Below are 25,135 nucleotides of genomic sequence, written 5' to 3'. Positions count from 1 at the left end.
CTGCATGCTTCGAGCACCCTGGCTTGCCACCCTGACTGCCGCCGCGTTGCTGCCCTTGCTGGCGCAGGCAGCGGCGGAACAGCAGTTTCGCAGTGAAGAAGGCACCTTGACCGTCAGCACCGTTGCCGATGGCCTGCGCAACCCTTGGGCACTGGTGTTTCTGCCGGGCGGCAAGGACATGCTGGTGACCGAACGCACCGGCAACCTGCGGCTGGTCAATGCCGAGGGCAAGGTTGGCCCGCCGATCAGTGGCGTACCCAAGGTCTGGGCCGAAGGCCAGGGCGGCTTGCTGGACGTAGTGCTGTCGCCGGAGTTCGGCAAGGACCGCACCGTGTACCTGTCGTACGCCGAGGAGGGCAGTGATGGCAAGGCCGGTACCGCCGTGGGCCGTGGCCAGCTGTCTGAAGACCGTGCCCGGTTGGAGAACTTCACGGTGGTTTTCCGCCAGCAGCCCAAGCTGTCGGTGGGTAACCACTTCGGCTCGCGCCTGGTATTCGACCGCAACGGCTACCTGTTCATTGCCTTGGGCGAGAACAACCAGCGCCCCACTGCCCAAGACCTGGACAAGCTGCAAGGCAAGATCGTGCGCATCCTGCCGGACGGCGAAGTGCCCAAGGACAACCCCTTTGTCGGCAAGAGCAATGTGCGGCCGGAGATCTGGTCGTACGGCCACCGCAACCAGCAAGGCGCCGCGCTCAACCCTTGGACCGGCAAGCTGTGGACCCACGAGCACGGCCCGCGTGGCGGCGACGAAATCAACATACCCGAACCCGGCAAGAACTACGGCTGGCCGATTGCGACCCATGGCATCAACTACTCGCTGCTGCCGATCCCCGAGGCCAAGGGCAAGCACGTCGACGGCATGGTCGACCCGCACCATGTGTGGGAAAAGTCACCCGGTATCAGCGGCATGGCGTTCTACGACAGCCCGACGTTCAAGGCCTGGGACCACAACCTGTTCATTGGTGCGTTGGCCACTCAGGAACTCATCCGCTTGCAGCTGAAGGGGGACAAGGTGGTGCATGAGGAGCGTTTGCTGGGTGACTTGAAGGCGCGTATTCGCGATGTGCGGGTGGGGCCGGATGGGTACCTGTATGTACTGACCGATGACAAGGATGGGGCGTTGCTGAAGGTGGGCTTGGACGGCGACGCCTGACGCGCTCTCTTTGTGGGGGCGGTCAGTGCCAGCTCTGGAGTTTCATACACAACAGTTGCACCCACAATGTGTGCTCTGCACCCGCTGTGTAGAATGCGGCATGGCTACCGACCCCCAATCCTGCTACCAGCAAGCCCTGAACACCCAGGGCTTTGTCGCCGACCCCGCCCAGGCCCGCGCCGTCGAGGCCCTGCAAGCTTGCTTCCAGGCCGTCGAGCAAGGCCGCCCCACCCAGGGTATCTACCTCTGGGGGCCGGTGGGCCGGGGCAAGACCTGGCTGATGGATCAGTTCCACCGCTGTCTGCGCCTACCCAGCCGGCGCCAGCACTTCCACCACTTCATGGCCTGGGTCCATCAGCGCCTGTTTCAGCTTAACGGCACTGCCGACCCGCTTCTGGCCCTGGCTCGGGACTTGGCCGGGCAGATCCGTGTGCTGTGCTTCGATGAACTGTTCGTCAACGACATCGGTGATGCGATCATCCTCGGCCGCCTGTTTCAGGTTCTGTTCGACCAGGGTGTGGTGATTGTCGCCACTTCCAACCAGCCACCCGAGCAGCTCTACCGCGATGGCTTCAACCGCGAGCGGTTCCTGCCGGCTATTGCCGCCATCCAGCGGCACATGCAGGTACTGCCGGTGACGGGCGAGCAGGACCACCGTCTGCACCCCGGTGCAGAGCGGCAGCGCTACTGGGTAGCGGAGGCGGGGCAGGCCAGCCAGTTGGGCGGGGTGTTCTGCCAGCTTAGCCCGGAAGACAGCGGCACTGATCGGCCATTGGTGATCGGCTCCAGGCAGGTTCAAGTGGTGCGGCGCAGTGAGCAGGCTATCTGGTGCCGCTTCGCGGATCTGTGCGAACAACCTTTGGCGGCCATGGAGTTCATGGCCTTGTGCGATCAATTTCCCGCGATTTTGCTATCCGGCATACCGGCGCTGGGTGGTGAGCAGCGGGCGGGGCGTATTGCCCGCGGCACCGAGGATGGCGCGGCGCGGGTGGTGGCAGGCGACCGTGAACTGCCGGCACTGTCACCCAAGGATGACGCGGTACGCCGCTTCATTGCCCTGGTCGACGAATGCTACGACCGCCGTGTGGCCTTGTACCTGGAAGCACAGGTGCCGCTCGATGCCCTCTACACCCAAGGGTACTTGGCCTTTCCGTACCAACGAACCCTGAGCCGGCTTCGGGAGATGCAACTGCAACGCTTTGCCTGAAAAGGCGCCCAAGCATGCACCCGACTACGGGCTTACTTGTTCAGCCACTCGACCAAGGTACGGTTGAACCGCACCGGCTCCTCGATCTGCGGTGCATGCCCCATGCCTTCGAAGGTGATCAGTTCACCTTTGGGGATCAGCTTGGCCACCTGTGGCCCCAGCTCTGCATACTTGCCCAGCTTCGCCTTTACTTCCGGCGGCGCGATATCGCTGCCGATGGCCGTGGTGTCCTTGTCGCCTATCAGTAGCAAGGTCGGCATCTGCAGGTCGCTGAACTCGTGGTACACCGGCTGGGTGAAGATCATGTCGTAGATCAGCGCCGAATTCCACGCCACGGCTTCATGCCCCGGCCCTTTGTTCAGGCCCACCAGCATTTGTACCCAACGCTCGTATTCCGGCTTCCAGCGGCCGGCGTAGTAGGTCTTGCGCTCATATTCGCGCACCCCCTCGGCATCCAGCTTGAGCTCGCGGGCATACCACTGGTCCACGGTGCGGTAGGGCACGCCCAGGGCTTTCCAGTCTTCCAGGCCGATCGGGTTGACCATGGCAAGGCGTTCAACTTGCTGTGGGTACATCAGCGCGTAGCGGGTAGCGAGCATCCCGCCGGTGGAGTGGCCGAGCACGGTGGTTCGCTTCACGCCGAGCTGTTCGAGCAGGGCATGGGTATTGTCCGCCAGTTGCTGGAAGCTGTACTGGTAATGCGCCGGTTTGCTCGATGTACAGAAGCCGACCTGATCGGGGGCGATGACCCGGTAGCCGGCCTTGCTCAGGGCGTCGATGGTGGTTTCCCAGGTGGCGGCGCAAAAGTTCTTGCCGTGCATCAGTACCACGCTGTGGCCGTTGGCCTGGCCCTGGGCGGGCACGTCCATGTAGCCCATCTGCAGGGCCTGGCCCTGAGACTTGAAGTCGAAATGCTTGAGGGGGTGTGGGTAGTTGAACCCTTGCAGTTGTGGGCCGTAGGTGGGCGACTCGGCGGCGATGGCCGAACTGCCGGCCAGGCAGGCCAGAGCCAGGGCGGTTGCGCGCAGCATGTGGGCACTCCGTGTAGGGCCATGTAGGAATGGGCGACTTTAGCAGCCAGGCGCGGGCCGGAAACGTGAAAGGTGTTACCAGCCGTGAAACCAGCCCAGGGTAATCATGGCCAGCACCGCATAGCGGCCGGCCTTGGCCAGGGTCACCAGCAACAAAAAGCGCCAGAACGGCTCACGCATGATCCCGGCGATCAGCGTCAGCGGGTCGCCGATCACCGGCATCCAGCTGAGCAGCAATGACCATTGCCCCCAGCGCTGGTAGCGCTGCTGCGCACGCTCCAACTGGGTAGCACTGAACGGGAACCAACGCTTGTCACGCAGGTGCTCAATGGCCCGCCCCAGCAGCCAGTTGACTACCGAACCCAACACATTGCCCAGGGTGGCGACCAGCAGCAGCGTCGCCCAGGCCTCGGGCTGGCGCAGCAACAGGCCGACCAGTACGGCCTCCGATTGCAGCGGTAGCAGGGTGGCGGCGCCAAAGGCGCTGAGGAACAGCGCCCACAGGCTGAGCATCAGTAGTTGGCTACAACGGTGTCCTGGCCCTCCTGGGTCACACCGATAACCTGGTAGGCATCCTTGTGGTCACCCATTTCCATGCCCGGCGAGCCCATGGGCATGCCCGGCACGGCCAGGCCCTTGAGGTCGCTGCGCTTGGTCAGCAGGCGTACCTGCTCGGCCGGTACGTGGCCTTCGACGAACTTGCCGTCGATCACCCCGGTATGGCACGACGCCAGCCGTGGCGCCACGCCCAGACGTTGCTTGACCGCGCTCATGTTCGGCTCGACGTGGTCGTTGACGGTGAAGCCGTTGTCCCGCAGGTGGCTGATCCAGGCCTTGCAGCAGCCGCAGTTGGGGTCGCGGTAGACGTCGATGGTCTCGGCGGCCTGGGCCAGGCCGGTGACGGCCAGCAGGCCCAGGGTCAGCAGGTGTTTGCGCAGCATGGTGAAGCACTCCTTTAGAAACGCAGGCGGATACCGGCGACCAGGCGGGTCTGGCCTTGGTCTTCGCCGTCTTCGCGGGCCTGGTCGGCACGCGTGCCGTGCAGGCGGTTGAAACTGACCCCGACGTAGGGGGCGAAGCCGCGCGTGATTTCGTAGCGCAGGCGCAGGCCCACTTCGCTGTCGGCCAGCCCCGCGCCTTGCTCGCGCCCGGCGTCATTGCGGCCGTAGAGGTTGGCTTCCAGGGTCGGTTCCAGTATCCAGCGGTTGGTCAGCAGCATAGCGTAAGCGGCTTCCAGGCGCAGCGCGGTCTGTTGCCGCTCGCCGGCATAAGCGGTGGCTTGCAGCTCCAGGCCGTACAATGGCGTGCCCTGGATACCGAAGGCGGCCCAAGCCTGGCCGCTGGCTGGCTTGAAGTCCTGGCGCACGCCGGCCACCAGCTCCCACCACGGGCTCACCGCATGGCCCCACAGTGCCTGCAGCTCGGCCTTGTGGGTCTTGCCCTGTTCGCGCTCGCCTTCACTGCGTAGCCACAGGCGGTCGATATCGCCGCCGACCCAGGCGGTGGCATTCCAGTTCAGGGCACTGCTGCTCTCGAAGTTCTGGTATTCGAGTTTGTCCACGACCACCGCCCAGTTCAGCGCCCTGTCATGCACCTGGTGCCCGGGCAAAGGTGGGAAGGCGGCGCGGCGGTCGGCGTCGGTGATGGCTGGCAGCGGCGTGCGAGGCTGGCTGGGGGTTGCCTGGCCATGGCCCATGCTTTCATGGTTCATGGTGCCGTGCTCCATGCTGGCGTGGTTCATGTGTGCCATGCCAGCGGCCGTCGCCCGTTCGCTGGCGAGCAAGGTCAGCAGCGTCACGCCAGCCATGATGCTTTTGCGGGTGTCATTCATCGACGCGTACCTCGCGGAACATGCCGGTCTCCATGTGGTAGAGCAGGTGGCAGTGATAGGCCCAGCGGCCCAACGCATCGGCGGTCACCCGGTAGGAACGGCGGCTGCCGGGCGGGATGTCGAGGGTGTGCTTGCGCACCAGGAACTGGCCGTGCTCGTCTTCCAGGTCGCTCCACATGCCGTGCAAGTGGATGGGGTGGGTCATCATGGTGTCGTTGACCAGGGTGATGCGGACCCGCTCGCCGTAGGTCAGGCGCAACGGCTCGGCATCACTGAACTTGATGCCGTCGAACGACCAGGCGAAGCGCTCCATGTGGCCGGTCAGGTGCAGCTCGATGTCTCTTGATGGCGTGCGGCCGTCGGGGTCGGGGTAGGGGCTGCGCAGGTCGGCATAGGTGAGTACGCGGCGGCCATTGTTGCGCAGGCCGATACCAGGGTCGGCCAGGTTGGCGCGTGGGGCCATGGTCTGCATGTCCACGAGCGGGTTGTCGGTTTCGCTGGCCGGGTGTTGCTGCATGGCCGACATGGCGGCGTGGTCCATGCCGGCCATGTTGCTGTGGTCCATGCTGGCCATGGCGCCCATGCCACCGTGGCCCATGTCATCCATGCTCAAGACCGGGCGCGGGTCGGGTGCAGGCACTGGCGCCTGTAGCCCGGCGGCGCGAGCCAGGGTGCCGCGGGCGAAGCCGGTGCGGTCCATGCTCTGGGCGAACAGGGTGTAGGCAGGTTGGTCGCCCACGGTCACCAGCACGTCGTAGGTCTCGGCCACGGCAATGCGCAGTTCGTCCACGCTCACCGGCGTCACCGGCAAGCCGTCGGCGGCGATCACCGTCAGCTTAAGCCCAGGGATGCGGAAGTCGAAATAGGTCATGGCCGAAGCGTTGATCAGCCGTAGACGCACGGTCTCGCCCGGCTGGAACAGGCAGGTGAAGTTGCCCTCCGGCGGCTGGCCGTTGAGCAGGTAGGTGTAGGTGGCGGCGCTGATATCCGCCAGGTCGGTGGGGCTCATGCGCATGCGTGCCCAGGCCGTGCGCTCGGCGACGGTCGGGCTCCAGCCCTTATCGGCAACGTCGTCGATGAAGTCGCCGACGGTGCGCTTGTGGTAGTTGTACGCGTCGGACTGTTTCTTCAGCGTGGCCATCAATTGCTCCGGCGCCTGGTCGGACCAGTCGCTGAACAGCAGCACATGGTCGCGCTGGTAGCGATGCGCTTCGGGCTCGCGTGGTTCGATCACGATCGCCCCGTATACCCCGGCCTGTTCCTGCAGCCCCGAATGGCTGTGGTACCAGTAGGTGCCGCTTTGGCGCAGGGTGAACTGGTACCGGTAGTCGCCGCCGGGCTCGATGCCGGCGAAGCTCAGGCCAGGTACGCCGTCCATGTTGGCCGGCAGGATGATGCCGTGCCAATGGATCGAGGTGTCCTGTGCCAGGCGGTTGCGCACGCGCAGGGTCACGGTGTCGCCCTCGCGCCAGCGCAGCAGCGGGCCGGGCAGGCTGTTGTTGATGGTCAATGCGGTGCGCGGGCGGCCAGTGATGTTCACCGGCGTCTGGCCGATGAACAGCTCGAAGTGCTGGCCGGCCAGGTCACGGCCTTCGGCGGCCTGGGCCAGCGGGCGCCACAGCCCCAGGCCCGCCAGTGTGCTGGCGGCGCCCAGGCCTTTGACGAAGGTACGGCGGGAGGGGTTGCGCAACATGGCGTGGCCTCATGCGGGAGAGCCACGATGTTCGCTGCCGCCGCCTGTCAGGCAGCTGAGGTGCACATTACAGCGCTGTCAGCTTGCGGCCTCGTCGGCGCCGAGGTCGCGCATCAGCAGGCCGTAGTCGAGGGTTACCTGCTCCGGGATCGGCAGATACACCACATGGCCATCGCCCGGCGCCACCTCGATGGCCTGCTGCTGGCGGTCGCACAGGCGGTGCAGGTCGAAGTGGTAATTGCCGCGCGGGGTCATCAACTCCAGGTGGTCGCCCACGGCGAAGCGGTTTTTCACCTTGACCTCGGCCAGGCCGTCGACGCGCACGCCGGTCAACTCGCCAACGAACTGCTGACGCTCGGACACGGAATTGCCGCGCTGGTAGTTTTGGTACTCGTCGTGCACGTGGCGGCGCAGGAAGCCTTCGGTGTAGCCGCGTTGTGCGAGCGATTCGAGGTTGCCCATCAGGGCGCGGTCGAATGGCCGCCCGGCCACCGCGTCGTCGATCGCCTGGCGATACGACTGCACTGCGCGGGCACAGTAGAAGTGCGATTTGGTGCGGCCCTCGATTTTCAACGAATGCACGCCCATCCCGGCCAGGCGCTCGACGTGCTGGATGGCGCGCAGGTCCTTGGCATTCATGATGTAGGTGCCGTGTTCATCTTCGAACGCCGGCATTTCAGTGCCAGGGCGGTTGCTTTCCTGCAGCAGGAATACCTGCTCGGTAGGGGCGCCCAGGCCCAGGGTGGGCTGCACTTCGCGCACGATATCGCCGGTGGCGTTCTCGGTGGCGGGCGTGGCGTCGTACTTCCAGCGGCAGGCGTTGGTGCAGGTGCCCTGGTTGGCGTCACGCTTGTTGAGGTAGCCCGACAGCAGGCAGCGGCCGGAGTAGGCCATGCACAGGGCGCCGTGGACGAACACCTCCAGCTCCATGTCCGGCACCTGCTGGCGAATTTCTTCGATCTCTTCCAGCGACAGCTCCCGCGACAGGATCACCCGGCTCAGGCCCAGCTGCTGCCAGAATTGCACACTGGCCCAGTTGACTGTGTTGGCCTGCACCGACAGGTGTACCGGCATCTGCGGGAAGTGCTGGCGCACCAGCATGATCAGGCCGGGGTCGGACATGATCAGCGCGTCTGGCGCCATCTCGATCACGGGCGCCAGGTCCTTGAGGAATGTCTTGAGCTTGGCATTGTGCGGGGCGATGTTGACCACCACGTAGAAGCGCTTGCCCAGGGCGTGTGCCTCCTGGATGCCCAGCGCCAGGTTGGCGTGGTCGAATTCGTTGTTACGCACTCGCAAGCTGTAGCGCGGCTGGCCGGCGTAGACCGCGTCGGCGCCGTAGGCAAAGGCGTAGCGCATGGTCTTGAGGGTGCCGGCGGGGGCCAGCAATTCGGGCTTGGCGGTAGGGTTCATGTGCGCACCGGGGCAAAAGGCGCGGATGCTAGGGCCAGTGGCAAACACGCGTATTGATTTGCATCAAGGGAGTAACGGCACTTTTAGCCAGCCGGTGAGCACTAATATCCCAGAAGCCACGCGAGAACCTGCGATGAACGAAACCGCGCTACAGAACAAAGCCCTGGCCGTACTCCTGGCGCTGGTGACCATCGCCTTCTTCTGGATCCTGCTGCCGTACTACGGCGCCATCTTCTGGGCGGTGATCCTTGGCATCCTGTTCGCCCCGCTGCAGCGCCACCTGCTGATACGTTTCGGACGGCGGCGCAACCTGGCCGCCGCCGCGACCACACTGGTGTGCCTGCTGGTGGCGATCCTGCCGGTGATCATCACCAGTGCGCTGCTGGTACAAGAGGGCGCCACGCTGTACCAGCGCATCGAAAGCGGGCAACTGGACATCGCCGGATACGTCGAGCACGGCAAGGACATGCTCCCGGCATTCGCCCAGCATGGCCTGGACAACATGGGCATGGGCAACCTCGACGGGTTGCGCGACAAGATCACCAAGTGGGCAACCCAGGGTAGCCAGGCACTGGCTAGCCAGGCGTTCAGTTTTGGCCAGGGCACATTCGAGTTCGTGATCAGTTTTGGCATCATGATGTACCTGCTGTTCTTCTTCCTGCGTGAAGGGCCCGAGGTGGCCCGTCGGGTGCGGCTGGCCGTGCCACTGCCTGAGCACCAGAAGCGCCGTTTGCAGCTGAAGTTCAACCGTGTGGTGCGGGCGACCGTGAAAGGCAACGTGCTGGTGGCCATTACCCAGGGCGCGCTGGGCGGTTTAATCTTCTGGGTGCTGGATATTCCGAGTGCATTGGTGTGGGCGGTGCTGATGGCGTTCTTGTCGCTGCTGCCGGCGGTAGGCGCTGGGATCGTCTGGGCGCCGGTGGCCGCGTATTTCCTGCTGACTGGGGCGATACTGCCTGGGGTGATCCTGACCGCGTTCGGTGTGCTGGTGATCGGCCTGGTGGACAACCTGCTGCGGCCGATCCTGGTGGGCAAGGACACACGCATGCCAGACTATCTGATCCTGGTGTCGACCCTGGGCGGGCTGGCGGTGTTCGGCCTCAACGGCTTCGTGATCGGGCCATTGATCGCGGCGCTGTTCATGTCCAGCTGGGGGATCTTCGCGGCAACCAAACCCCAGGTGCAATTACCCCAGTAGGGGTTTACCGACGTGCCCAAGGTTGGGTTCAATGCCCTCTCTGGCGCCGTTATGGAAAACAGCCAAATCGACAAGCCCAACTTTACCTACCAGGCGGTCTACCGCTACTTGCTCGACAGGATCGAGGCCGCACCTGCCGATGTGGAGCAGCGTCTGCCGTCGCTGCGCCAGCTTGCGCGGCAATTGCATGTTTCGGTATCGAGTACCCAGTACGCCTATGCGCTGCTCGAAGACGAAGGGCGGGTGTATGCTCGGCCAAAGCAGGGCTACTTCAGCCGAGCCCGTCCCACCGCCATCTGTGTGCAGCATTCGGAAAACCTGCTCGACACCGTATTCGCCAGCGCCCGACAGCCGGGTATGTTGGCCTTGGGCAGCGATGCGCCGGCCATGTTGCTGTCGCTGCAGCAGCCGCTGCTGATGATCGAGCGCGAACTGGCGCGTCAATACCCGCATTCTTTGGCGCCGCTGTATCAGCCCTTCGGTGAGCCCGAGTTGCGCACGGTACTGGCCGACCGCTACACCCGCTCGGCACAGCAGTACTGGAGCGCCGATCACGTGTTCATCGGCGCGGACCTGCGCAGTGTGCTGGAAGTGTCCTTACGCGCCCTGGGCCTCGAAGGCCAGCTGGCATTGGTGGAGTCGCCCTGCAACTGGGCAGTGCTGAGGCAATTGCAGGCTGCGCTCATGACCATCATCGAAGTGCCCTTGGGTGATGACGGGCGTTTCGATTTGCAGCAGGTTCACCGGCTGTTGCGCGATCAGCCGATACGCCTGGCCGTGCTGTCGTCGGCGGCCAACGTACCCCAGGGTGGTCTGATGCCTGCGTCAGACAAGCAGCTGGTCTGCCGCTGGCTTGCCAAGCACGCTGTGTGGCTGTTTGAAAACGATGGCTACGGCGAGTTGTGCTTCCACGCCGGAGCACCGCGCTACCGGGACTTCGCCGACCCTGACCGGCTGCTGGTGTTTTCGACCTTCGACAAACTGATTGGCGCAGAGGCGCCCTTTGGCTACCTGCTTTGTCGCAAGCAGACCGAACGCTTTCAGCAGCTGTTCCTGGAACGAGCCTTTCGCTTGTCGCCGATCCGCCAAAGGGCCATCGCCCGGCTTTTCACCTCGCGTCGGGTCGAGTTGCATGTGCAGCGTTTGCTGCCGAAGTTGCGCGAGCGTTTACAGCAGATGAGGCGGCTACTGGAAGCGCACGGCCAGGGCTGCCTGCGCATCGCCGAGTCGCAGGGCGGGGCCAGCCTGTGGCTGCAGGCGACCCGGCCGGTGGATATGCGCCGGGTCTTCGAGCGGTTGCTGGCGCAGCGTATCGTCATTGCGCCCGGTGAAATTTTCAGCCAGTGCGGCCTTTGGCGCAGTCATCTGCGGCTGTGCTGCACGGTGGACTGGAGCAAGGATATCGCCCAGGCGCTGCAATGCCTGGTCAAGGCCATCGAGGATGAACTTCACACTCCGTAACAATGGTGCATGGCAGGGAAGGTGCCGTCGCGCACCTCATCAGCGTAGCGGGCGCAGGCTTCACGGATTGCCAGGCCGAGGTCGGCATACTGCTTGACGAAGCGTGGCACGTGCGCGCCACCGAGCCCTAGCAGGTCTTCGGTGACCAGCACCTGGCCATCGCAGGCGGGGGAAGCGCCAATGCCGACAGTGGGTTTGTCGGTGGCCTGGGTGATGGCGCGGGCCACGGGTTCGGCTACGCCTTCCAGCAAAAGGCTGAAAGCGCCAGCGTGCAGGTTGGCTTGCGCGTCGGCCCGTAACGCTGCAGCGCTGTCCGGGCTCAACCCCTGGGCTTTGTAGCCGCCCATGGCATTGACGAACTGCGGCATCAGGCCGATGTGCGCCATGATCGGTATCCCTCTTGCGACCAGGAACTCGACGGTGCTGGCCAACGCCTGGTTCGCTTCCAGCTTGAGTGCGTCGCAGCCGGTGCTGGCCAATACTTGGGCACAATTGCGAAACGCCTGCTCGTGGGATTCCTGATAACTGCCGAACGGCATGTCGGCGATCACGCAGGCCAGGCGGGTGCTGTCGACCACGGCGCGGGTATGGGCGATGGTTTCGTCCAGGCGCATACCCAGTGTGGACGGGCGGCCATAGCCGACCATGGCGGTGGAGTCGCCGACCAGGATGAAGTCGACCAGCGGATCGATCAGCCGTGCGATCGAGCTTGAGTAAGCGGTGAGCGAAACGATCTTCTGTCGGCCTTTCATGGCCACCAGTTGCGGCACGGTGAGACGGCTGTTGCGGGTGTGTGTGCTCATCGGGGGTTGGGCATCTCAGAACAGGGATGGCCCATTTTTGGCAACTTGCGGCGGCAACTCAATGTACAGATTCAGGCTGAAAAGCAACCCAGATCAGTCGCGAGATGGTTGACTGAAAAGGGCCGCGAAGCGGCCCCATGGACGGGTCAGAAGGTTTGCGGCATCTCGCCTTTGGCCAGGCGCCGGTTGATGTCGGCAATCACTTCGGGCAGTTCATTGATGGTGTCGATCAGGTAGTGCGGGCGGGAACCGGCGAACAGCGCATGGATGCGTTGGCGCTCGCTTTCCAGTTTCTCGGCACTCAGTGCCCGGAAACCTTCCCAGGTCAGCCCCAGCGCGTTGCCCGAGCACACCAGCGCCACGGTCCACATGCCGGCACGGCGGCCTTCGAGAATGCCTGGCACGGTGTCGTCGACCTTCACGCAGGCCGCTACATCGTCGATGCCCAGCGCGATCACGTTGGCCAGGGCCTGGGCCGGCCACGGCCGGCCGTTCGGAGTTTCGTCGGTGGCCACCACGTGGTCCGCCACGTAGCCGTTCTGTGCTGCCAGTTCCACCACCTTGTCCATGACCACTTTCGGGTAGCCCGAGCATGAGCCGATCTTCAGCCCGTCCTGGCGCAGACCGGTCAAGGTCTCAAGGGCACCAGGGATCAGTGCCGAATGTACGGCGATCTTCTCGATTTGCAGCGGCATGAAGCGGTTGTAGATGGCCGTGACGTCATCGTCGGTCGGGGTACGGCCAAACACCTTGCGGTAGCGCTCGGCAATTTCCGGCACGTCGCACAGGGTGCGGATATGGTCCCATTTGCCCATGCCCATCGGGCCACGGGCTTCTTCGATGGACACCTGCACATCGAATTCGGCGAAGGCTTCGACGAAGATCTGGGTTGGAGCGAAGGAGCCGAAATCGACCACGGTGCCGGCCCAGTCGAGGATGGCGGCTTGCAGCTGGGTTGGGTTGCTGTAGTTCATGTGCGCTAATTCCTGAATTCGGGTGGGCAAAGGGTCAGATGTCCAGCACTTCCATTTCCCGCAGCACTTGGGCTACGGCATTCACGGCGGCTTGCATGCCGTCCGCCCCGACCACACCGATGCAGCCGACGCGGAAGGTTTCGACTTGGGTCAGCTTGCCTGGGTAGAGGATGAAACCCTTGGCCTTGACCCGCTCATAGAAGTCCTTGAACTGATAGCGGGCATCGTTCGGTGCGTGGAAGGTGACGATGATCGGCGCCTGGATCTCGGCTGGCAGGAAGCTGCGCAGGCCAATGGCAGCCATGCCGTCGAGCAGCGTCTTGCAGTTGTCGGCGTAGCGCTGGTGGCGAGCCGGCAGGCCACCTTCCTCGTTGTATTGCTGCAGCGCTTCATGCAGGGCCGCGACCACGTGGGTGGGCGGGGTGAAGCGCCACTGGCCGGTCTTGGCCATGTAGGCGTGCTGGTCGTGCAGGTCCATGGCCAGCGAGTGGGCATTGCCTTCGGCAGCGGCCAGAGCGGTTTTTTCGGCGAAGACGAAGCCCATGCCTGGGACGCCTTCCAAGCACTTGCCGGAAGCGGCGATCAGCGCCTCGAAGGGAATTTCGCGGGCGTCGATCGGCAGCGCGCCGAACGAACTCATGGCATCGATGATCAGGCGTTTTCCGTGGCGTTTGATCACCTGAGCGATTTCGGGCAACGGGTTGAGAATGCCGGTGCTGGTTTCGCAGTGGATCAGCGCAACGTGGGTCACGGCGGGGTCGGCGGCCAGCAGGCGGTCGACGTCGGCGGCGGTGGTCGGCTGGTCTTCGGCGGTTTCGAAGGTGCTGTAGGGACGGCCCAGCACTTTGCAGATCTTCGCCAGGCGCTGGCCATAGGCGCCATTGATCAGCACCAGCACCTTGCCATCGCGTGGCACCAGGGTGCCGATGGCCGCTTCCACGGCGAAGGTGCCGCTGCCTTGCAGCGGCACGCAGTGGTGGCTGGCGCTGCCGTCGATGATCGCCAGCAGTTGCTCGCACACACTGGCGGTCAGTTGATTGAAGTCGCGGTCCCAGGAGCCCCAGTCCACCAGCATGGCTTGGCGGGTGCGGATTGATGTGGTCAGGGGACCTGGGGTCAGCAGAATCGGGGCGTTGCTCATTCCGTTATTCCTCACAAGCGGTGGGCTGAAACTACGGGGCCTAGGTTGCAATTCACGCTGCCATCAATCAAATTGTTTGTTGTTATCCCAGCTATAAGTCAGGCCGATAATTATGAACCTGTTCCAGTTGCGCGCTTTCGATGCCGTGGCCCGTGAGGGCAGCTTTACCCGTGCTGCCGAGCGTCTGTTCATCAGCCAGCCGGCGGTGACCGGGCATGTGAAGGCACTGGAGGAGCATTACCAGATCACCTTGCTGCGGCGTACTGCACGGCGAGTGGAACTGACCGAAGAGGGTACCCGCCTGGCGGCCATTACCCGCGCCATGTTCGGTCTGGCTGAAGAAGCGCAAGCCATGCTCGAGGCCAACCGCCAGTTGCTGACCGGGCGCCTGGAGGTCGCCGCCGACGGTCCGCACCGGGTCATGCCCATGCTGGCGCAGTTGCGCGAACGCTACCCTGGCATCACCGTCAACTTGCGCCTGGGCAACGCACAGGAGACGCTGGCTGCGCTGTTGTCCGAACATGCCGATGTGGCGGTGCTGACCGAGATCGAACCGCGTAAGGGCCTGTATCTGCAGAACCTGTGTGAATCGCGACTATGCGCGCTGTTGCCAGCGGGGCATGCGTGGGCCGATGGCGAAGGTGACTTACCCCTGGCCGAGCTGCACCAGCAGATCATGGTGCTGCGCGAGCCCAGTTCGACTACCCGGCGCACCTTCGACAAGGCCTGCGGCACTGCCGGTGTGCAGCCACGTGTGCAACTGGAGCTGGACAGCCGTGAGGCGGTTACCGAGGCGGTGGCATCGCAGCTTGGCATTGGTGTGGTGTCGTCCACGGAAGTGGCCAACGACCCCCGAGTGGTGGCGCGGCCGCTGGCCGGGCAGGGCCTGGTCAACCAGCACATGGTCGGCTGCCTTGAGCGGCGCCGTGAGTTACGCTTGATCCAGGCATTCCTGGGCCTGGCGGCCAGCCTCTGAGCCGGCCTAAGATGGCGACATAACCTGATGGACTGCTGATGAGCGAGAAAGACACCATTTCCATGCAACTGGTGCGCGAGGCCCTGTTGCAGACCTGCCCGGCAGGCGAGCCGGATGCTGCGTTGCTGGCGCGCGCCGGTATCGATGCCGGGCAGTTGCAAGCCCCGGATGCTCGCGTCAGTGCCGAGGCCTATGCCCGGCTCTGGCGCTTGCTGGCGCGGCGTTGCAATGACGAATTCTTCGCCATGGACCCGCGCGGCCTGCGCAGCGGCAGCCTGGCGTTCCTGTGCCGGGCGAGCATGGCACAGCCAACTTTGGGCGAGGGCCTGGAAACCGCGCTGGCGTTTCTTTCGCTGATGCTCGAAGACCTGCAGCCAAGCCTGGTGCGTCAGCAGGGCCTGGCGGAAATTGTCATCAATGAGCCGCGCGACCTGCCACGGCGTGCGTTCACCTATTTCACATTCTGGATGATCGTGCATGGAGTGGCCTGCTGGCTGGCCGGGCGACGCATTGCCATTCTGGCCATTGAGCTGCGCTGTGCCGAACCACCGTATTGTGACGATTACCGGGTGATGTTTTCTGAGAACCTGCAGTTCGAGCGGCCACGCACTCGCATGATCATCAGTGCCGACTGCCTCGACGTGCCGCTGCGCCGCAGCTCTGAGGACCTGCAGCGCTTTCTGGCCGAGGCGCCCGGCAACATCCTGGTCAAGTACCGTGACCCGGCCAGCCTGGGGCGGCGTATCCGCGCCGACTTGCTGCAATTGGACCCGTCCTGCTGGCCGGATGCCGATGCCCTGGCACGACAATTGTGCCTGTCCCCGTCCACCTTGCGCCGTCGGCTGGCGGAGGAGGGGCAGAGTTACCAGGTGCTCAAGGACAGTGTCCGGCGTGAGCTGGCCATCGCCTGGTTAAGCCAGGTCGAAGCGCCCATGGGGGAAATTGCCGAGCGCCTTGGGTTTGCCGATGGCAGTTCGTTCTACAAGGCATTTCGCAAGTGGTTCGGTTGCAACCCTGGGCACTACCGTGCACTGATTCAGGCCCAAGGGGCGGCGGGTTGAAGGGTGGTGGTTCCCACTGCCGCTGACACTGGCGTGCAGGCAGGTTGTCGGTTTTTCCATCGTAAGGAGACCGACATGCCGCAGACTCAAGTCAATCCCAAAGAACAGAATGCCGATAGGGAGTTCATTGCCGAGCAACTGCCCGCTTGGCTGAGCAATGCCACGCCACGGCAACTCAATACACTGCGCAGCAAGGTGGCAGCGCACCATGCGAGCCAGCGCCGCGTGGCTGCCGTGACGCGGCAACTCCAGCCTTTGCACACGTTCGCCAAGCAGCAGCTCGAACAGGCCATGCAGGCCCGGATGGGGTTGACGCTCGACCTTGACCAGGCGACTTGGCGAGAAGAGCGCAGGCGCTTGAAAATCGTGCAAGGGACGGTGCGGGAGTTCACCTCTTACTTCGTCAGGGTACCTGCGCTGCAAAAAATGATGCAGAACTTCAAGGAGGCTGAATCGTTCTTCTCCGACACTGCGCTGGTGCAGGCCGCCCAACAGGGGGCTAGCGGCGAGGCGACCCTGAGCAGTGACATTGAAGGCCTTGTCAGCCTGTGCCGGCAAACGGATGTAGGCGCAGCCTACCAGCGACATTTGGCGCAGGTGTTGACCAGTGACTTCGAGCGCGATCTGGTCGCGGACAAACGCTGCGAATTGGCGTTGGCGCTCGAGATAGCGGCCATGAAGCGCCAGCTGGGTGACGATGAATTGCGCCTGCTGCGCCAAGCGCTAGCGGGTACACCCATCACGCACCCCCGTAGCACGCGCGTAGTGGTCGGTGGCCTGAAGGTGCTGGGGTGCCGGGTGGATGGCGCGCTTGCATTTGAACTGCTCTTTTCGTGGGGTAAACCCAGCAGCCCGTTTCCGTCGCCGGAACAGACTGTTGGGGTATTGTTGTACCTGCCTGATGATGTTGAGCAGCCACTGCGTTATTTCGATGGGTGGCAGGCGGCCAATCAGGCATTGGTCGCGGCTTTTGCAAATGACGGTTACCGGCAGGGCATCGAGCGCCGTATCACCCTTGAAGATCGGGTGAAGTACATGACATTGCTCGGGACGCGTCTGCTCGATAGCAGCCCCGATCTGGACCCCGCCGTTGAACGAGGTTCGGCTGCGGGAATCAGTGACATGGCTGCCTGGCACGTGCGGCGAATCAAGAGCGACGCACGCTTTATGGCCGTACCCACGGCACAGGCCGATGCCGCCGCGGCTGCCCAGCGTCTGAAGGACCTTGAAAGCGCAGGCCTTGCGCTGCTCGGCCTGGCGAGTTTTTTTGTGCCAGGAATAGGCGAACTCTTGCTGCTTGACTGGGGGCGGCAGCTGCTTGGCCACGTCTATGAGGGCGTCAAGGACTGGAGCCAAGGGCATCAGCACGAAGCCGTTGACCACCTGCTGCAACTGGCCAGCGACCTTGCCGCCACGGGGCTGGTGGCGGGAGGCGTCGCCCTTGCCCGCAGCCCGTTTTTCGATGTGCTGGAGCCGGTCACCACCGAAGCGGGCGGGCAACGTTTGTGGCGATGCGATCTGCAACCCTACCGCCAGGCCAAGCCCAGCGAGCCGCTGATCGAGCAGGATAACGGGTTGTACAGCGATGGTAGCGGCCACTGGTGGCGTGACGAGCAGGGTTATTACCGCGTGCGGCAGGACGCCAGGGGGAACTGGCGTCTTTTGCATCGGGACGGCCATGATACCTATGGGCCGGCCTTGCGAGGCAATGGCGAACGTGCTTGGCGCCTGACCTTCGAACGCCCATTGGAATGGCAGGGTGAGACGAAGCTGCTGAGCCGTCTATGGCCATCGGCAAGGGATTTGGGTAGCGAGCGTGTTACGCAGATTCTCAAGGTTGCCGATGTCGATGAGGCGCACCTGCGTGGCCTGTTGGTGGAGGGGCGACGTCTGCCAGTCTGCTTGCGCGATACGCTGGAACGATTTTCGGTGGATGCGCGAGCACAACGTTTCTTCCAGGCGATGACGCCGAACGAAAGCGATACTGAGCTCTGGCAGTGGTGTGTCGATAGGCTGCAATTGGCAGGCTTGCCACTGGATGAGCAGGTGGCTTCGCTCCACGCGCGTGAAGTTAGCCTGCGAGGGCCGCTGCTGGAGCACTTCTCCACCCAGTACCTCGGCGATGACGAGGCGCTGAGACTGGTGAAAAGAGACTTTCCGACACTCCCTGATGCCTATGCGCTCGAGGTGCTGCAACAGGCCGATGAAACGATGCGCACACGCATGCGCACCGAAGCGCGGCTGCCACTGGCCTTGATGGAGCGAGCGCGTAGCCTGCTACAGGAAGCCCGTCTGGTCCGACTGCGCGAGGCGCTGCACCTGAGGGGCAGTTACCACGCCGATGCAGTTGAACTGCTGTTTGTGTTGCTACGACGACATGGCCTGACGCAGCTCCCGTTCAATCTGATACAGCGTGACCAGTCCGAGAACGGTCGAGTGCTGGCGATGCTGTTTCCCGAAACGCGGGGTCAGCGCAGCCTGGTACTGGTATGGCGAGAAGGCGCCTTCGATCTATACGACGAAAACGGGCTGCGCAGTGGGCTGGAAGCCGCCGAGCCACGAGGCATCTTCGAAGTGTTGGCCGCTTGCCTTCCTGAAGCCTATCGGCAGCGTCAGGGCTGGGTGGGTGATGATGTCCCGGCACGTATCCGGGCGTCGATGCAAGGCTGGGTGCCAGCGCAACGGCAGGCGTTGCTGCGTCTGCTTGGCTGGCGCGAAGCACGCCCGCTCGCGTCGTCCTTGCAGCGCCTTGCTGACGGCCGGGTCGGTTACCCGCTCAGTGGGCGGGCCACATCGTCAGTGCCGTCAGGGCAGGTCATGCGCCAGCGGATTCGCAGCCTTTACCCAGCTTTCGACGAGCAAGAGGTCGAGCGCTTCCTGCGGACGCTCATGCGCTCTGCTGGCTCGGCCTATTCGAGCCTGCTGCGCATGGAGCAGGAATATCAGCGCCTGGATGAGCATTTGCAAACCTGGACGGAGGCCGTCTCGGCCCGTGCGAGAAACACCCGGCAGGAGGTTGCCGATGCTTTCCGGCGTGTCTGGCGGCTGGAGGGTGAGGAGGTAGTCGATGGCAATGGTGAGACGGCCGGCTTGCGCCTGAGTATCGTCGCGTGGTCGGTGGGGGAGCTGCCAAGCATACCCGCCGGTACCGACTTCGCTCATGTGATCGACCTGCTGCTGGTGGGGTTGCGTCTGGAGGCGCTGCCGCCAGGTTTTCTACGCAGCTTCCCTGCCGTGCGGCGTCTGGACCTGAGCAACAATGCCTTGAGTGCGTTGCCTGAACATCTAACCCAGCTGCGTGGCTTACGGCACTTGCATCTGCGGCGCAACAGGATCCGTGTGGCGGCAAACCAGTCCAGTGCCTTGGCTGCTCTGCCTGATTTGCGAACGCTTGATTTGAGCGAGAATCCGTTGGGTGCAATCAGCCTTGATTTCAATCAGTTGTCCCGTCTACGTGATTTGCGGCTGTTTCGTTGCGGCTTGCGGCGGGTGCCGGCAGGGTTGGAGTGGTTGGGGATGCTGGAGCATGCCGATCTGCGCAACAACCAGCTCAACGACCTGCCAGAGGCCCTGCTCAATGCCCCGGAACCTCTGCGTCGAGTAATAGCTGTGCAAGGGAACGCGTTGTCGGCGCAGGTCACCGAGCGCTTGTATGCTCAACCTGCACACGTGGGCGTAAGCGGCAACAGGGTGGAGGTGAGGGAGGGTGAGGCTGGCTGGCTGGCTACCCTGGAGGGGGAGGATATTGAAAATCGACGCCGCCAATGGCAAGCACTGCAGCGTGAGCCGGGAAGCAATGCGTTCTTTCAACTGCTCGATGAGCTAACCAGGAGCTCGGACTACCGTCTGGTGCGCTCCGATCTAAGCCGACGTGTCTGGGCGATGGTCGAGGCGCTCAACCAGGACACACGCATGCGCGAGGAGCTGTTCGAACTGGCGGCCGATCCGCGTACTTGCGTAGACAGTGTTGCCAGTTGCTTCGGTCATTTGGAGGTGCGCCAACAGGTGCTCCAGGCCACTGACGGGGGTGATCCGTTGACCACACGTGATGCGCGGCTGCTGTTGGCCCGGCGCCTCTTCCGGCTCGACCGGGTGGAAGCGTTTGCGCGGCAGGACTTCCAGTCCCGATCGCAACTGGCGAATGCTGAAGACGTGGACGAGGTGGAAGTCAGCCTTGCCTATCGCGTCGGGCTCTCGGTGCGGCTCGATCTGATCGGGCAGCCACGGACCATGCAGTTTCGCGCGATTGCCGGGGTGAGCCGCAGTGACCTGGACAGGGTCTACCAAGCTGTGCAGGAGGCGGAAGCGAGTGACGAACTTGCGCTGTTCATCAGCCAACGTGACTTCTGGTTGCCAGTACTGCGCGCGCAGCGGGCCGAAGATTTCGCGGCGTTGGAGGAACAGTTCGACACGCAACTGCAGGCACTGGATGAGCGAAAGGAGACGCTTGGCAGTGCCGCGTACGTGCAACAAGCCAACCAGATAGGCAAGGACCGTGAAGTGGCGCTGAATGCATTGGCCCTGCGCTTGACTCGCGAAGCGCTGCTGGCGCGGCCGTGAATGTAACCGGGGGCGAATCACGGGCATGGCTGCATTTCCTTGTGCCTTGCCCAGAGCAGGTTGGCGAGCATGCCAGCCTCATTCTTCGCTCCCGGGATTGCCATGATTTCCAGCACCTCCAACCTTGAAACCAGCCATCAGAAAGCAACTGATGATTTCATTGCCGCCAGGCTACCTGACTGGTTGAAACGGGCCAGCCAGGCCCAGATCATCGCCCTGCGCACCAGCCTCAACACACATCAGGCCAGCCAGGCCCGTTTGCGTGGGCTCACGCAGACCCTGCAACCCCTGCAGGTGTTCGCCCAACAGCATCTGCAGGGTGTGCTGGTGAAGCCACTGCCAGTAGGCATGACCCTCGCAGGGCTGGAATGGCTGCAGGTTTCACCGCGCATCGGTACCTTCCCCGGTACGCTTCAGCAGACCTATCACTACTCGGCCACCCGCCGGGATGGTTTGCTGAGGCTGATGGGTAATTTCGGCCCTGACGAATCGTTTTTCCTGGGCACCGGGCTGGTTCTCCCGGGGCGAGATGACTTGCTGACCGGCACGCCCGAGCAATTGGTTGCAGCATGCCGTGCGCTGGATGTGGGTCGGCTTTACCAGGACGAGCTGGCGCGGACGTTCAATGCCACCACCGAGGGCATCCTTGCCCAGGACAAACGTTCGGGCCTGGCATTGGCTGCGCAAGTCGCGATGCTCAAGGGTGACATCGACGAGCAGGTACAGCATGCCTTGCTGCAGGTGGTGGAGGGCGGTGGCCCCCATTCTGACACAGGCCTGCATGGTTACCCTGGCCTGCTGGAGGTGTTGGGCCAACGTGTGGCTGACGGGCTGTTCATTCGCCTGCGAGACTCTGTTGGCCAGGACCGAGGGGTGGTGCTCTACCTGCCCAGTGATCCCGTGCAGGCGCTGCGCCGTTTCGATTCCACAGAGGCCATGAACGCTGCAATGGCTGCAACGTTGCAAGAGAAGGGCTACCGAGACTACTTCACCCAGCTCATCAGCTTGCGACAGCGGGCGAGCTTCGCTGGTCTGCTGAGTGCGCGCCTCTCGGATCCACAGCCCGACCTGGCGTTGAGGGGCCCTACAGCCTTCGGGGACCTGTTCGCTGCGCTGGCTGCGCAACAGGTGCAGCGAGTCAAGGACGATGCTCGCCTGTTGCTGGTACCCACCGCGGACGCCGATGCTGCAGCGGCCCGTGCGCGTCGGGCTGCCTGGCGTGCCGCGGGCCTCGATCTGCTCAACCTGGCGGGGCTTTTCATCCCTGTCGTAGGGGCGATATTGCTTGGTCAGCTGGTGGTGCAGACGCTTGGCGAGGTTTTCGAGGGCGTCAGGGATTGGGCCCGTGGGCACCAGCACGAAGCCCTGGAGCATATGCTGGGTGTAGCTGAAACGGTGGCTGCGACGGCGTTGACCGTGGCGGGTGTGAGCGTTCTGCGCAGCGCCTTCGTCGATGGCCTGCAGCCTGTGAGCGTGGGCGGGCGGCGTGGCCTGTTGGGTTCCGATGACATTACGGCCTATGAGTCGACCCCAGGCACCATCGCCCTACGTGACGATGGGCTCTACGGCGACGAGAGCAGGCGCTGGATGCGCAGGGGCCAGCGTTACTATGAGGTACAGCGCAGCGAGCCTGAAGCCCCTTACCGCTTGTGTCACCCCAGTGGCGAAAAGGCGTACGGGCCGGCCGTGCTGCACAACGGCGAGCGTAGCTGGCGCCTGATGCAGGACCAGCCGCAGCGCTGGAGCGACGTGGCCATGATGCTCGATACCCTGTGGCCGCAGCATCCTTCCATTGACGCACAGCGGGCTGCGCAGGTGCTGCGGGTAGCCGGTGTGGATGCCGAGGAGTTGCGGGGCGTGCTGGTGGAAAACCGACCGGCGCCTGTCAACTTGCGAGAGACCTTGCGGCGCTTCGAAGCCCATGCCCGTATCGAGGCGTTTTTCACTCGTCTGGCCAGCTACTCGCTTGTCACCCAAGACAGTGCATTGCTCGCCTGGTGTGAGGCTCGTGCTGGCAGCACCAACAGCGACGTCCTGCTGCGCCAGCAAGCTGCCCTGTGGGGGCCTCTTCTCGACCACCTGAGCAGTTCGCCAGCTGGCGATGACGCTCTGCTGACGTTGATAAGGCGGGACTTTGCCGGTTTGCCGGAAGCTTATGCGCAGTCGCTGGCGGCGCAGTTCAGCGAAGGCGAGCGGTTCCTGGCAATGTCAGGTGGGCGTGTGACGCTGAATTTAGCAAGCAAGGCCCGCGCGCTGCTGCGTCTGGCCAGATTGAACCGTGCACTCGAAGGGCTTTACCTGCCCGGCAGCTACTGCAACGAAACCGGCGAACTGGCTTTCGCGCTGCTTCAGAAGGAAGTGGAAAGCAGCAACGGTGCGTCTGCCAATGCCCTTGACCTGCAATTGCGTGAAAGCGCACCGGACGGGCATTTGCTCAAGGCCGTGGGCCCCGCTGGCGTCCCCCGGATGCGTCGGGTAGTGGTGCGCAAAGACGGGCGCTTCCATCTCTATGATGGCTTGGGCCGTGCGTTGCCGTTCGGCGCTGGTGATTCGGCAAACCTGTACGACATGCTTGCCGCGGCCTTGGCACCTGAGCACCGCACGGCGCTTGGCATGGCTGAAAACGATATGGGAACGCAGCTACGTCAGCGACTGCTGGCACGACTTCCCGCTACGCACCAGGAGGTTGTCGAACTGTTGCAATGGCCAACCCAGGTGCAGTGGTTCAACCCTGGGCGACGCTTGGCTGATGGCCGGGTTGGCTATCTGCTCAGTGGCCGTGGTACGGGCGACAGCCACTCACTGCCGGCACGTGTTCGTGAGCGCTTGCGCCAGCTTTATCCAGGGCTGGATGAGGCACAGCTGGATCAGGAACAGGCACTGCTGATGAATAGGCAGCAATCCGCCTATGAGCGCATTGTAGAGCTTGAGGACGACCAAGATCAGTTGATCCGCCACCTCAACCGCTGGGTCAGCGCAGAGCTGAGCGAAAGGCGCCAGCGGCTTCGCCAGCGATCAGCCGACGCTATTCTGCGTGCCTGGCGCTTGCAGGGCGACTGTATTTACGACCATGCAGGCATGGTGACCGGCCAGCGCCTGTCGCTGAGTGGCGTGCAGCTCAGCAGTTTGCCGGAGTTACCGGCGGCCATCGATTTCCACCGTATTACCACCCTGCGCCTGCAGGAGTCTGCGGTTGATACGGTGCCAGTGAGTTTCTTGTGCCCGTTTACCGCGCTGACCGAGTTGGACATGAGCTTCAACCAACTGCGCAACATTCCGCTCGGGATTGCTTATCTGCCGCAATTGCAGCGTTTGCGCCTGGCACATAACCAGATCCGCCTCAATGCCCAAGCAGTCGGTATTCTGCAGGCTATGCCTGGCTTGTTGCATCTAGACTTGAGCTACAACCGTCTGGAAGACCTCGACCTACGCTTCAACCATCTCTCGGCCCTGACTCACCTGAACCTGCGCCACTGCCGGCTGGGGGCCTGGCCCAGCCGCATCGAACTGTGCGGCCTGCTGGTGCACTGTGATCTGCGCGACAACCAATTGCCGACGCCACCGGAAGCGGTGATTGCAATGCCCTATGCCTGGCGCCGGGGGCTTATCGTTGATCGCAACCCACTGAGGGGGGGTCAACTGCAACGCTTGTACGCGCTGGATCCCATTGAGGAGCATGGGCATCTGCCAGAGTCGATGGGCAAGGTCGACTTGCCTCATGCGCGCAGCCTGTGGCTGCAGCATATTGCCGAAAACGACCGCGCTGCGCGCGCAGTGCTATGGGACGGTCTGCTGGCCGAACCAGACAGTGCGGGTTTTTTTCGTATCCTGGCGTGGTTGGAGCATACCGCTGATTATGCTTCAGCAGTTGCCGGGGGCGGTCGGGAAGTACTTGTGCGTGATGTGTGGGCCATGCTGCAGGCGATGGACGTCAGCCCAGCGCTGCGGTTGCGCGTTTTTGAAGCGGCCAATCAACCGGTTTCCTGCTCGGACATGGTCAGCGATCGGTTCAGCCACATGAATGTACAGGTCTTGTTGGCCAAGGCTGAAGCGGACGCACAAGACCTGACGCAACGGGCGCAGCTCATGGCGTTCGGTCGGCAGCTGTACCGTCTTGACCAGGTGCAGCAGCAGGCCCGCCAGGCGATCCTGCGCCAGGGTGTCGAAGGTGAGCAGGTGGGGCGCTCGGCCTGGTCACTGGCATACCGTGTGCGCTTGCGCGAGCGTCTTGATTTGCCTGGTCAGCCATGGGCGATGCGTTACCCGAACGCTGTCGCGCTGAGCGATCAACACATCAACGATGTGGCTGCGGCTGTCCTCGCCAACGAGACGATCGAGGCGCGCACTCAAAGCCTGGTGAGTCAAGCGTTCTGGGAGACTTTTCTTGGTGAGCAGCACCGGAACTTGTTCGAGTCGCTCAGAACCGACTATCTCCAGCGCAGGGCGAACCTGCGCGCTATCCAGCCACCGCTCTCGGCTGAGCAGCTTCGTTCGCAGGTCGCGGATCTGGAGGATCAGGAGCAACGCGATAGAGAACGATTGCAGGCAGGCCTGACCGAGTCCTACTTGCGTGGCGAGAGTCGGGGCGACGGCTGACCTGCAAGGCGGCCAAACCGGTCATCGAGATTGA

At 63.5% G+C, this 25,135-nt stretch carries 17 protein-coding genes; 8 read left to right on the top strand and 9 right to left on the bottom strand.

Translation table 11 applies throughout. The annotated features are described in order from the left end of the window. Positions 1 to 4: 4 nt before the first annotated feature. The gene (locus APH42_RS06505) at positions 5 to 1,156 is read left to right on the top strand and encodes a PQQ-dependent sugar dehydrogenase (protein WP_060492974.1); all 1,152 of its coding nucleotides are present in this window, start codon (positions 5 to 7) and stop codon (positions 1,154 to 1,156) included. A 100-nt stretch (positions 1,157 to 1,256) separates the two neighbouring features. Continuing rightward, positions 1,257 to 2,363 carry a cell division protein ZapE gene (gene zapE, locus APH42_RS06500; protein ID WP_060492973.1) on the top strand — a complete coding sequence of 369 codons (1,107 nt, stop codon included), beginning with the start codon at positions 1,257 to 1,259 and terminating at the stop codon, positions 2,361 to 2,363. A gap of 32 nt (positions 2,364 to 2,395) precedes the next feature. On the opposite strand, the gene APH42_RS06495 is transcribed toward zapE, so the two are convergent. The 6 genes from APH42_RS06495 to yegQ form a co-directional block, all read right to left on the bottom strand. Next, complete coding sequence (locus tag APH42_RS06495; RefSeq protein ID WP_012271486.1) at positions 2,396 to 3,394, bottom strand: alpha/beta fold hydrolase; 999 nt, start codon at positions 3,392 to 3,394, stop codon at positions 2,396 to 2,398. Positions 3,395 to 3,469: 75 nt separating this feature from the next. After that, on the bottom strand, positions 3,470 to 3,907 hold the full coding sequence (locus tag APH42_RS06490) for a YqaA family protein (protein ID WP_012271487.1): 438 nt from the start codon (positions 3,905 to 3,907) through the stop codon (positions 3,470 to 3,472). Next, a complete protein-coding gene (locus APH42_RS06485) occupies positions 3,907 to 4,335 on the bottom strand; it encodes a DUF411 domain-containing protein (protein ID WP_012271488.1) in 429 nt (142 codons plus the stop codon). The genes APH42_RS06490 and APH42_RS06485 overlap by 1 nt, the downstream gene beginning before the upstream one ends. Positions 4,336 to 4,349: 14 nt before the next feature. Beyond that, positions 4,350 to 5,225 carry a copper resistance protein B gene (locus APH42_RS06480; protein ID WP_060492972.1) on the bottom strand — a complete coding sequence of 292 codons (876 nt, stop codon included), beginning with the start codon at positions 5,223 to 5,225 and terminating at the stop codon, positions 4,350 to 4,352. Beyond that, positions 5,218 to 6,915: a copper resistance system multicopper oxidase gene (locus APH42_RS06475; RefSeq protein ID WP_371040030.1), complete on the bottom strand. Its 1,698-nt coding sequence runs from the start codon at positions 6,913 to 6,915 to the stop codon at positions 5,218 to 5,220. Before APH42_RS06475 ends, APH42_RS06480 begins: the two co-directional genes overlap by 8 nt. A gap of 81 nt (positions 6,916 to 6,996) precedes the next feature. After that, entirely contained in the window at positions 6,997 to 8,331 is a 1,335-nt protein-coding gene (gene yegQ, locus APH42_RS06470; protein WP_060492971.1) for a tRNA 5-hydroxyuridine modification protein YegQ, read from the bottom strand. A gap of 133 nt (positions 8,332 to 8,464) precedes the next feature. Between yegQ and APH42_RS06465 the strand changes: the two genes are divergently transcribed. Continuing rightward, on the top strand, positions 8,465 to 9,529 hold the full coding sequence (locus APH42_RS06465; RefSeq protein WP_012271492.1) for an AI-2E family transporter: 1,065 nt from the start codon (positions 8,465 to 8,467) through the stop codon (positions 9,527 to 9,529). Positions 9,530 to 9,580: 51 nt separating this feature from the next. After that, on the top strand, positions 9,581 to 10,990 hold the full coding sequence (locus tag APH42_RS06460; RefSeq protein ID WP_060492970.1) for a PLP-dependent aminotransferase family protein: 1,410 nt from the start codon (positions 9,581 to 9,583) through the stop codon (positions 10,988 to 10,990). Here APH42_RS06460 and panB read toward each other — a convergent pair. The 3 genes from panB to APH42_RS06445 all read right to left on the bottom strand — a co-directional run bounded on the left by panB (position 10,978) and on the right by APH42_RS06445 (position 13,908). After that, a complete protein-coding gene (panB, locus tag APH42_RS06455; RefSeq protein WP_012271494.1) occupies positions 10,978 to 11,793 on the bottom strand; it encodes a 3-methyl-2-oxobutanoate hydroxymethyltransferase in 816 nt (271 codons plus the stop codon). The two genes, APH42_RS06460 and panB, sit on opposite strands and share 13 nt — an antisense overlap. A 146-nt stretch (positions 11,794 to 11,939) precedes the next feature. Beyond that, positions 11,940 to 12,767: a phosphonoacetaldehyde hydrolase gene (phnX, locus tag APH42_RS06450; RefSeq protein WP_060492969.1), complete on the bottom strand. Its 828-nt coding sequence runs from the start codon at positions 12,765 to 12,767 to the stop codon at positions 11,940 to 11,942. A 34-nt stretch (positions 12,768 to 12,801) separates the two neighbouring features. Continuing rightward, the gene (locus tag APH42_RS06445; protein WP_012271496.1) at positions 12,802 to 13,908 is read right to left on the bottom strand and encodes a 2-aminoethylphosphonate--pyruvate transaminase; all 1,107 of its coding nucleotides are present in this window, start codon (positions 13,906 to 13,908) and stop codon (positions 12,802 to 12,804) included. A 112-nt stretch (positions 13,909 to 14,020) separates the two neighbouring features. On the opposite strand from APH42_RS06445, the gene APH42_RS06440 reads away from it, so the two are divergent. The 4 genes from APH42_RS06440 to APH42_RS06425 all read left to right on the top strand — a co-directional run bounded on the left by APH42_RS06440 (position 14,021) and on the right by APH42_RS06425 (position 25,101). After that, positions 14,021 to 14,884, top strand: a complete 864-nt coding sequence (locus APH42_RS06440) for a LysR substrate-binding domain-containing protein (protein ID WP_060492968.1) — start codon at positions 14,021 to 14,023, stop codon at positions 14,882 to 14,884. A 38-nt stretch (positions 14,885 to 14,922) separates the two neighbouring features. Beyond that, positions 14,923 to 15,945: an AraC family transcriptional regulator gene (locus tag APH42_RS06435; protein WP_012271498.1), complete on the top strand. Its 1,023-nt coding sequence runs from the start codon at positions 14,923 to 14,925 to the stop codon at positions 15,943 to 15,945. A 6-nt stretch (positions 15,946 to 15,951) separates the two neighbouring features. Continuing rightward, a complete protein-coding gene (locus APH42_RS06430) occupies positions 15,952 to 20,505 on the top strand; it encodes an NEL-type E3 ubiquitin ligase domain-containing protein (protein WP_256217795.1) in 4,554 nt (1,517 codons plus the stop codon). 69 nt (positions 20,506 to 20,574) lie between these two features. Then, the gene (locus APH42_RS06425) at positions 20,575 to 25,101 is read left to right on the top strand and encodes an NEL-type E3 ubiquitin ligase domain-containing protein (RefSeq protein WP_082421381.1); all 4,527 of its coding nucleotides are present in this window, start codon (positions 20,575 to 20,577) and stop codon (positions 25,099 to 25,101) included. Positions 25,102 to 25,135: the final 34 nt, after the last annotated feature.

This window comes from Pseudomonas sp. NBRC 111140 (genome assembly GCF_001320885.1).
In the GTDB taxonomy this organism is placed as follows: domain Bacteria; phylum Pseudomonadota; class Gammaproteobacteria; order Pseudomonadales; family Pseudomonadaceae; genus Aquipseudomonas; species Aquipseudomonas putida_P.
Note: the sequence above shows the minus strand (reverse complement) of the source record. Positions and strands in the feature narration are given on the sequence as shown.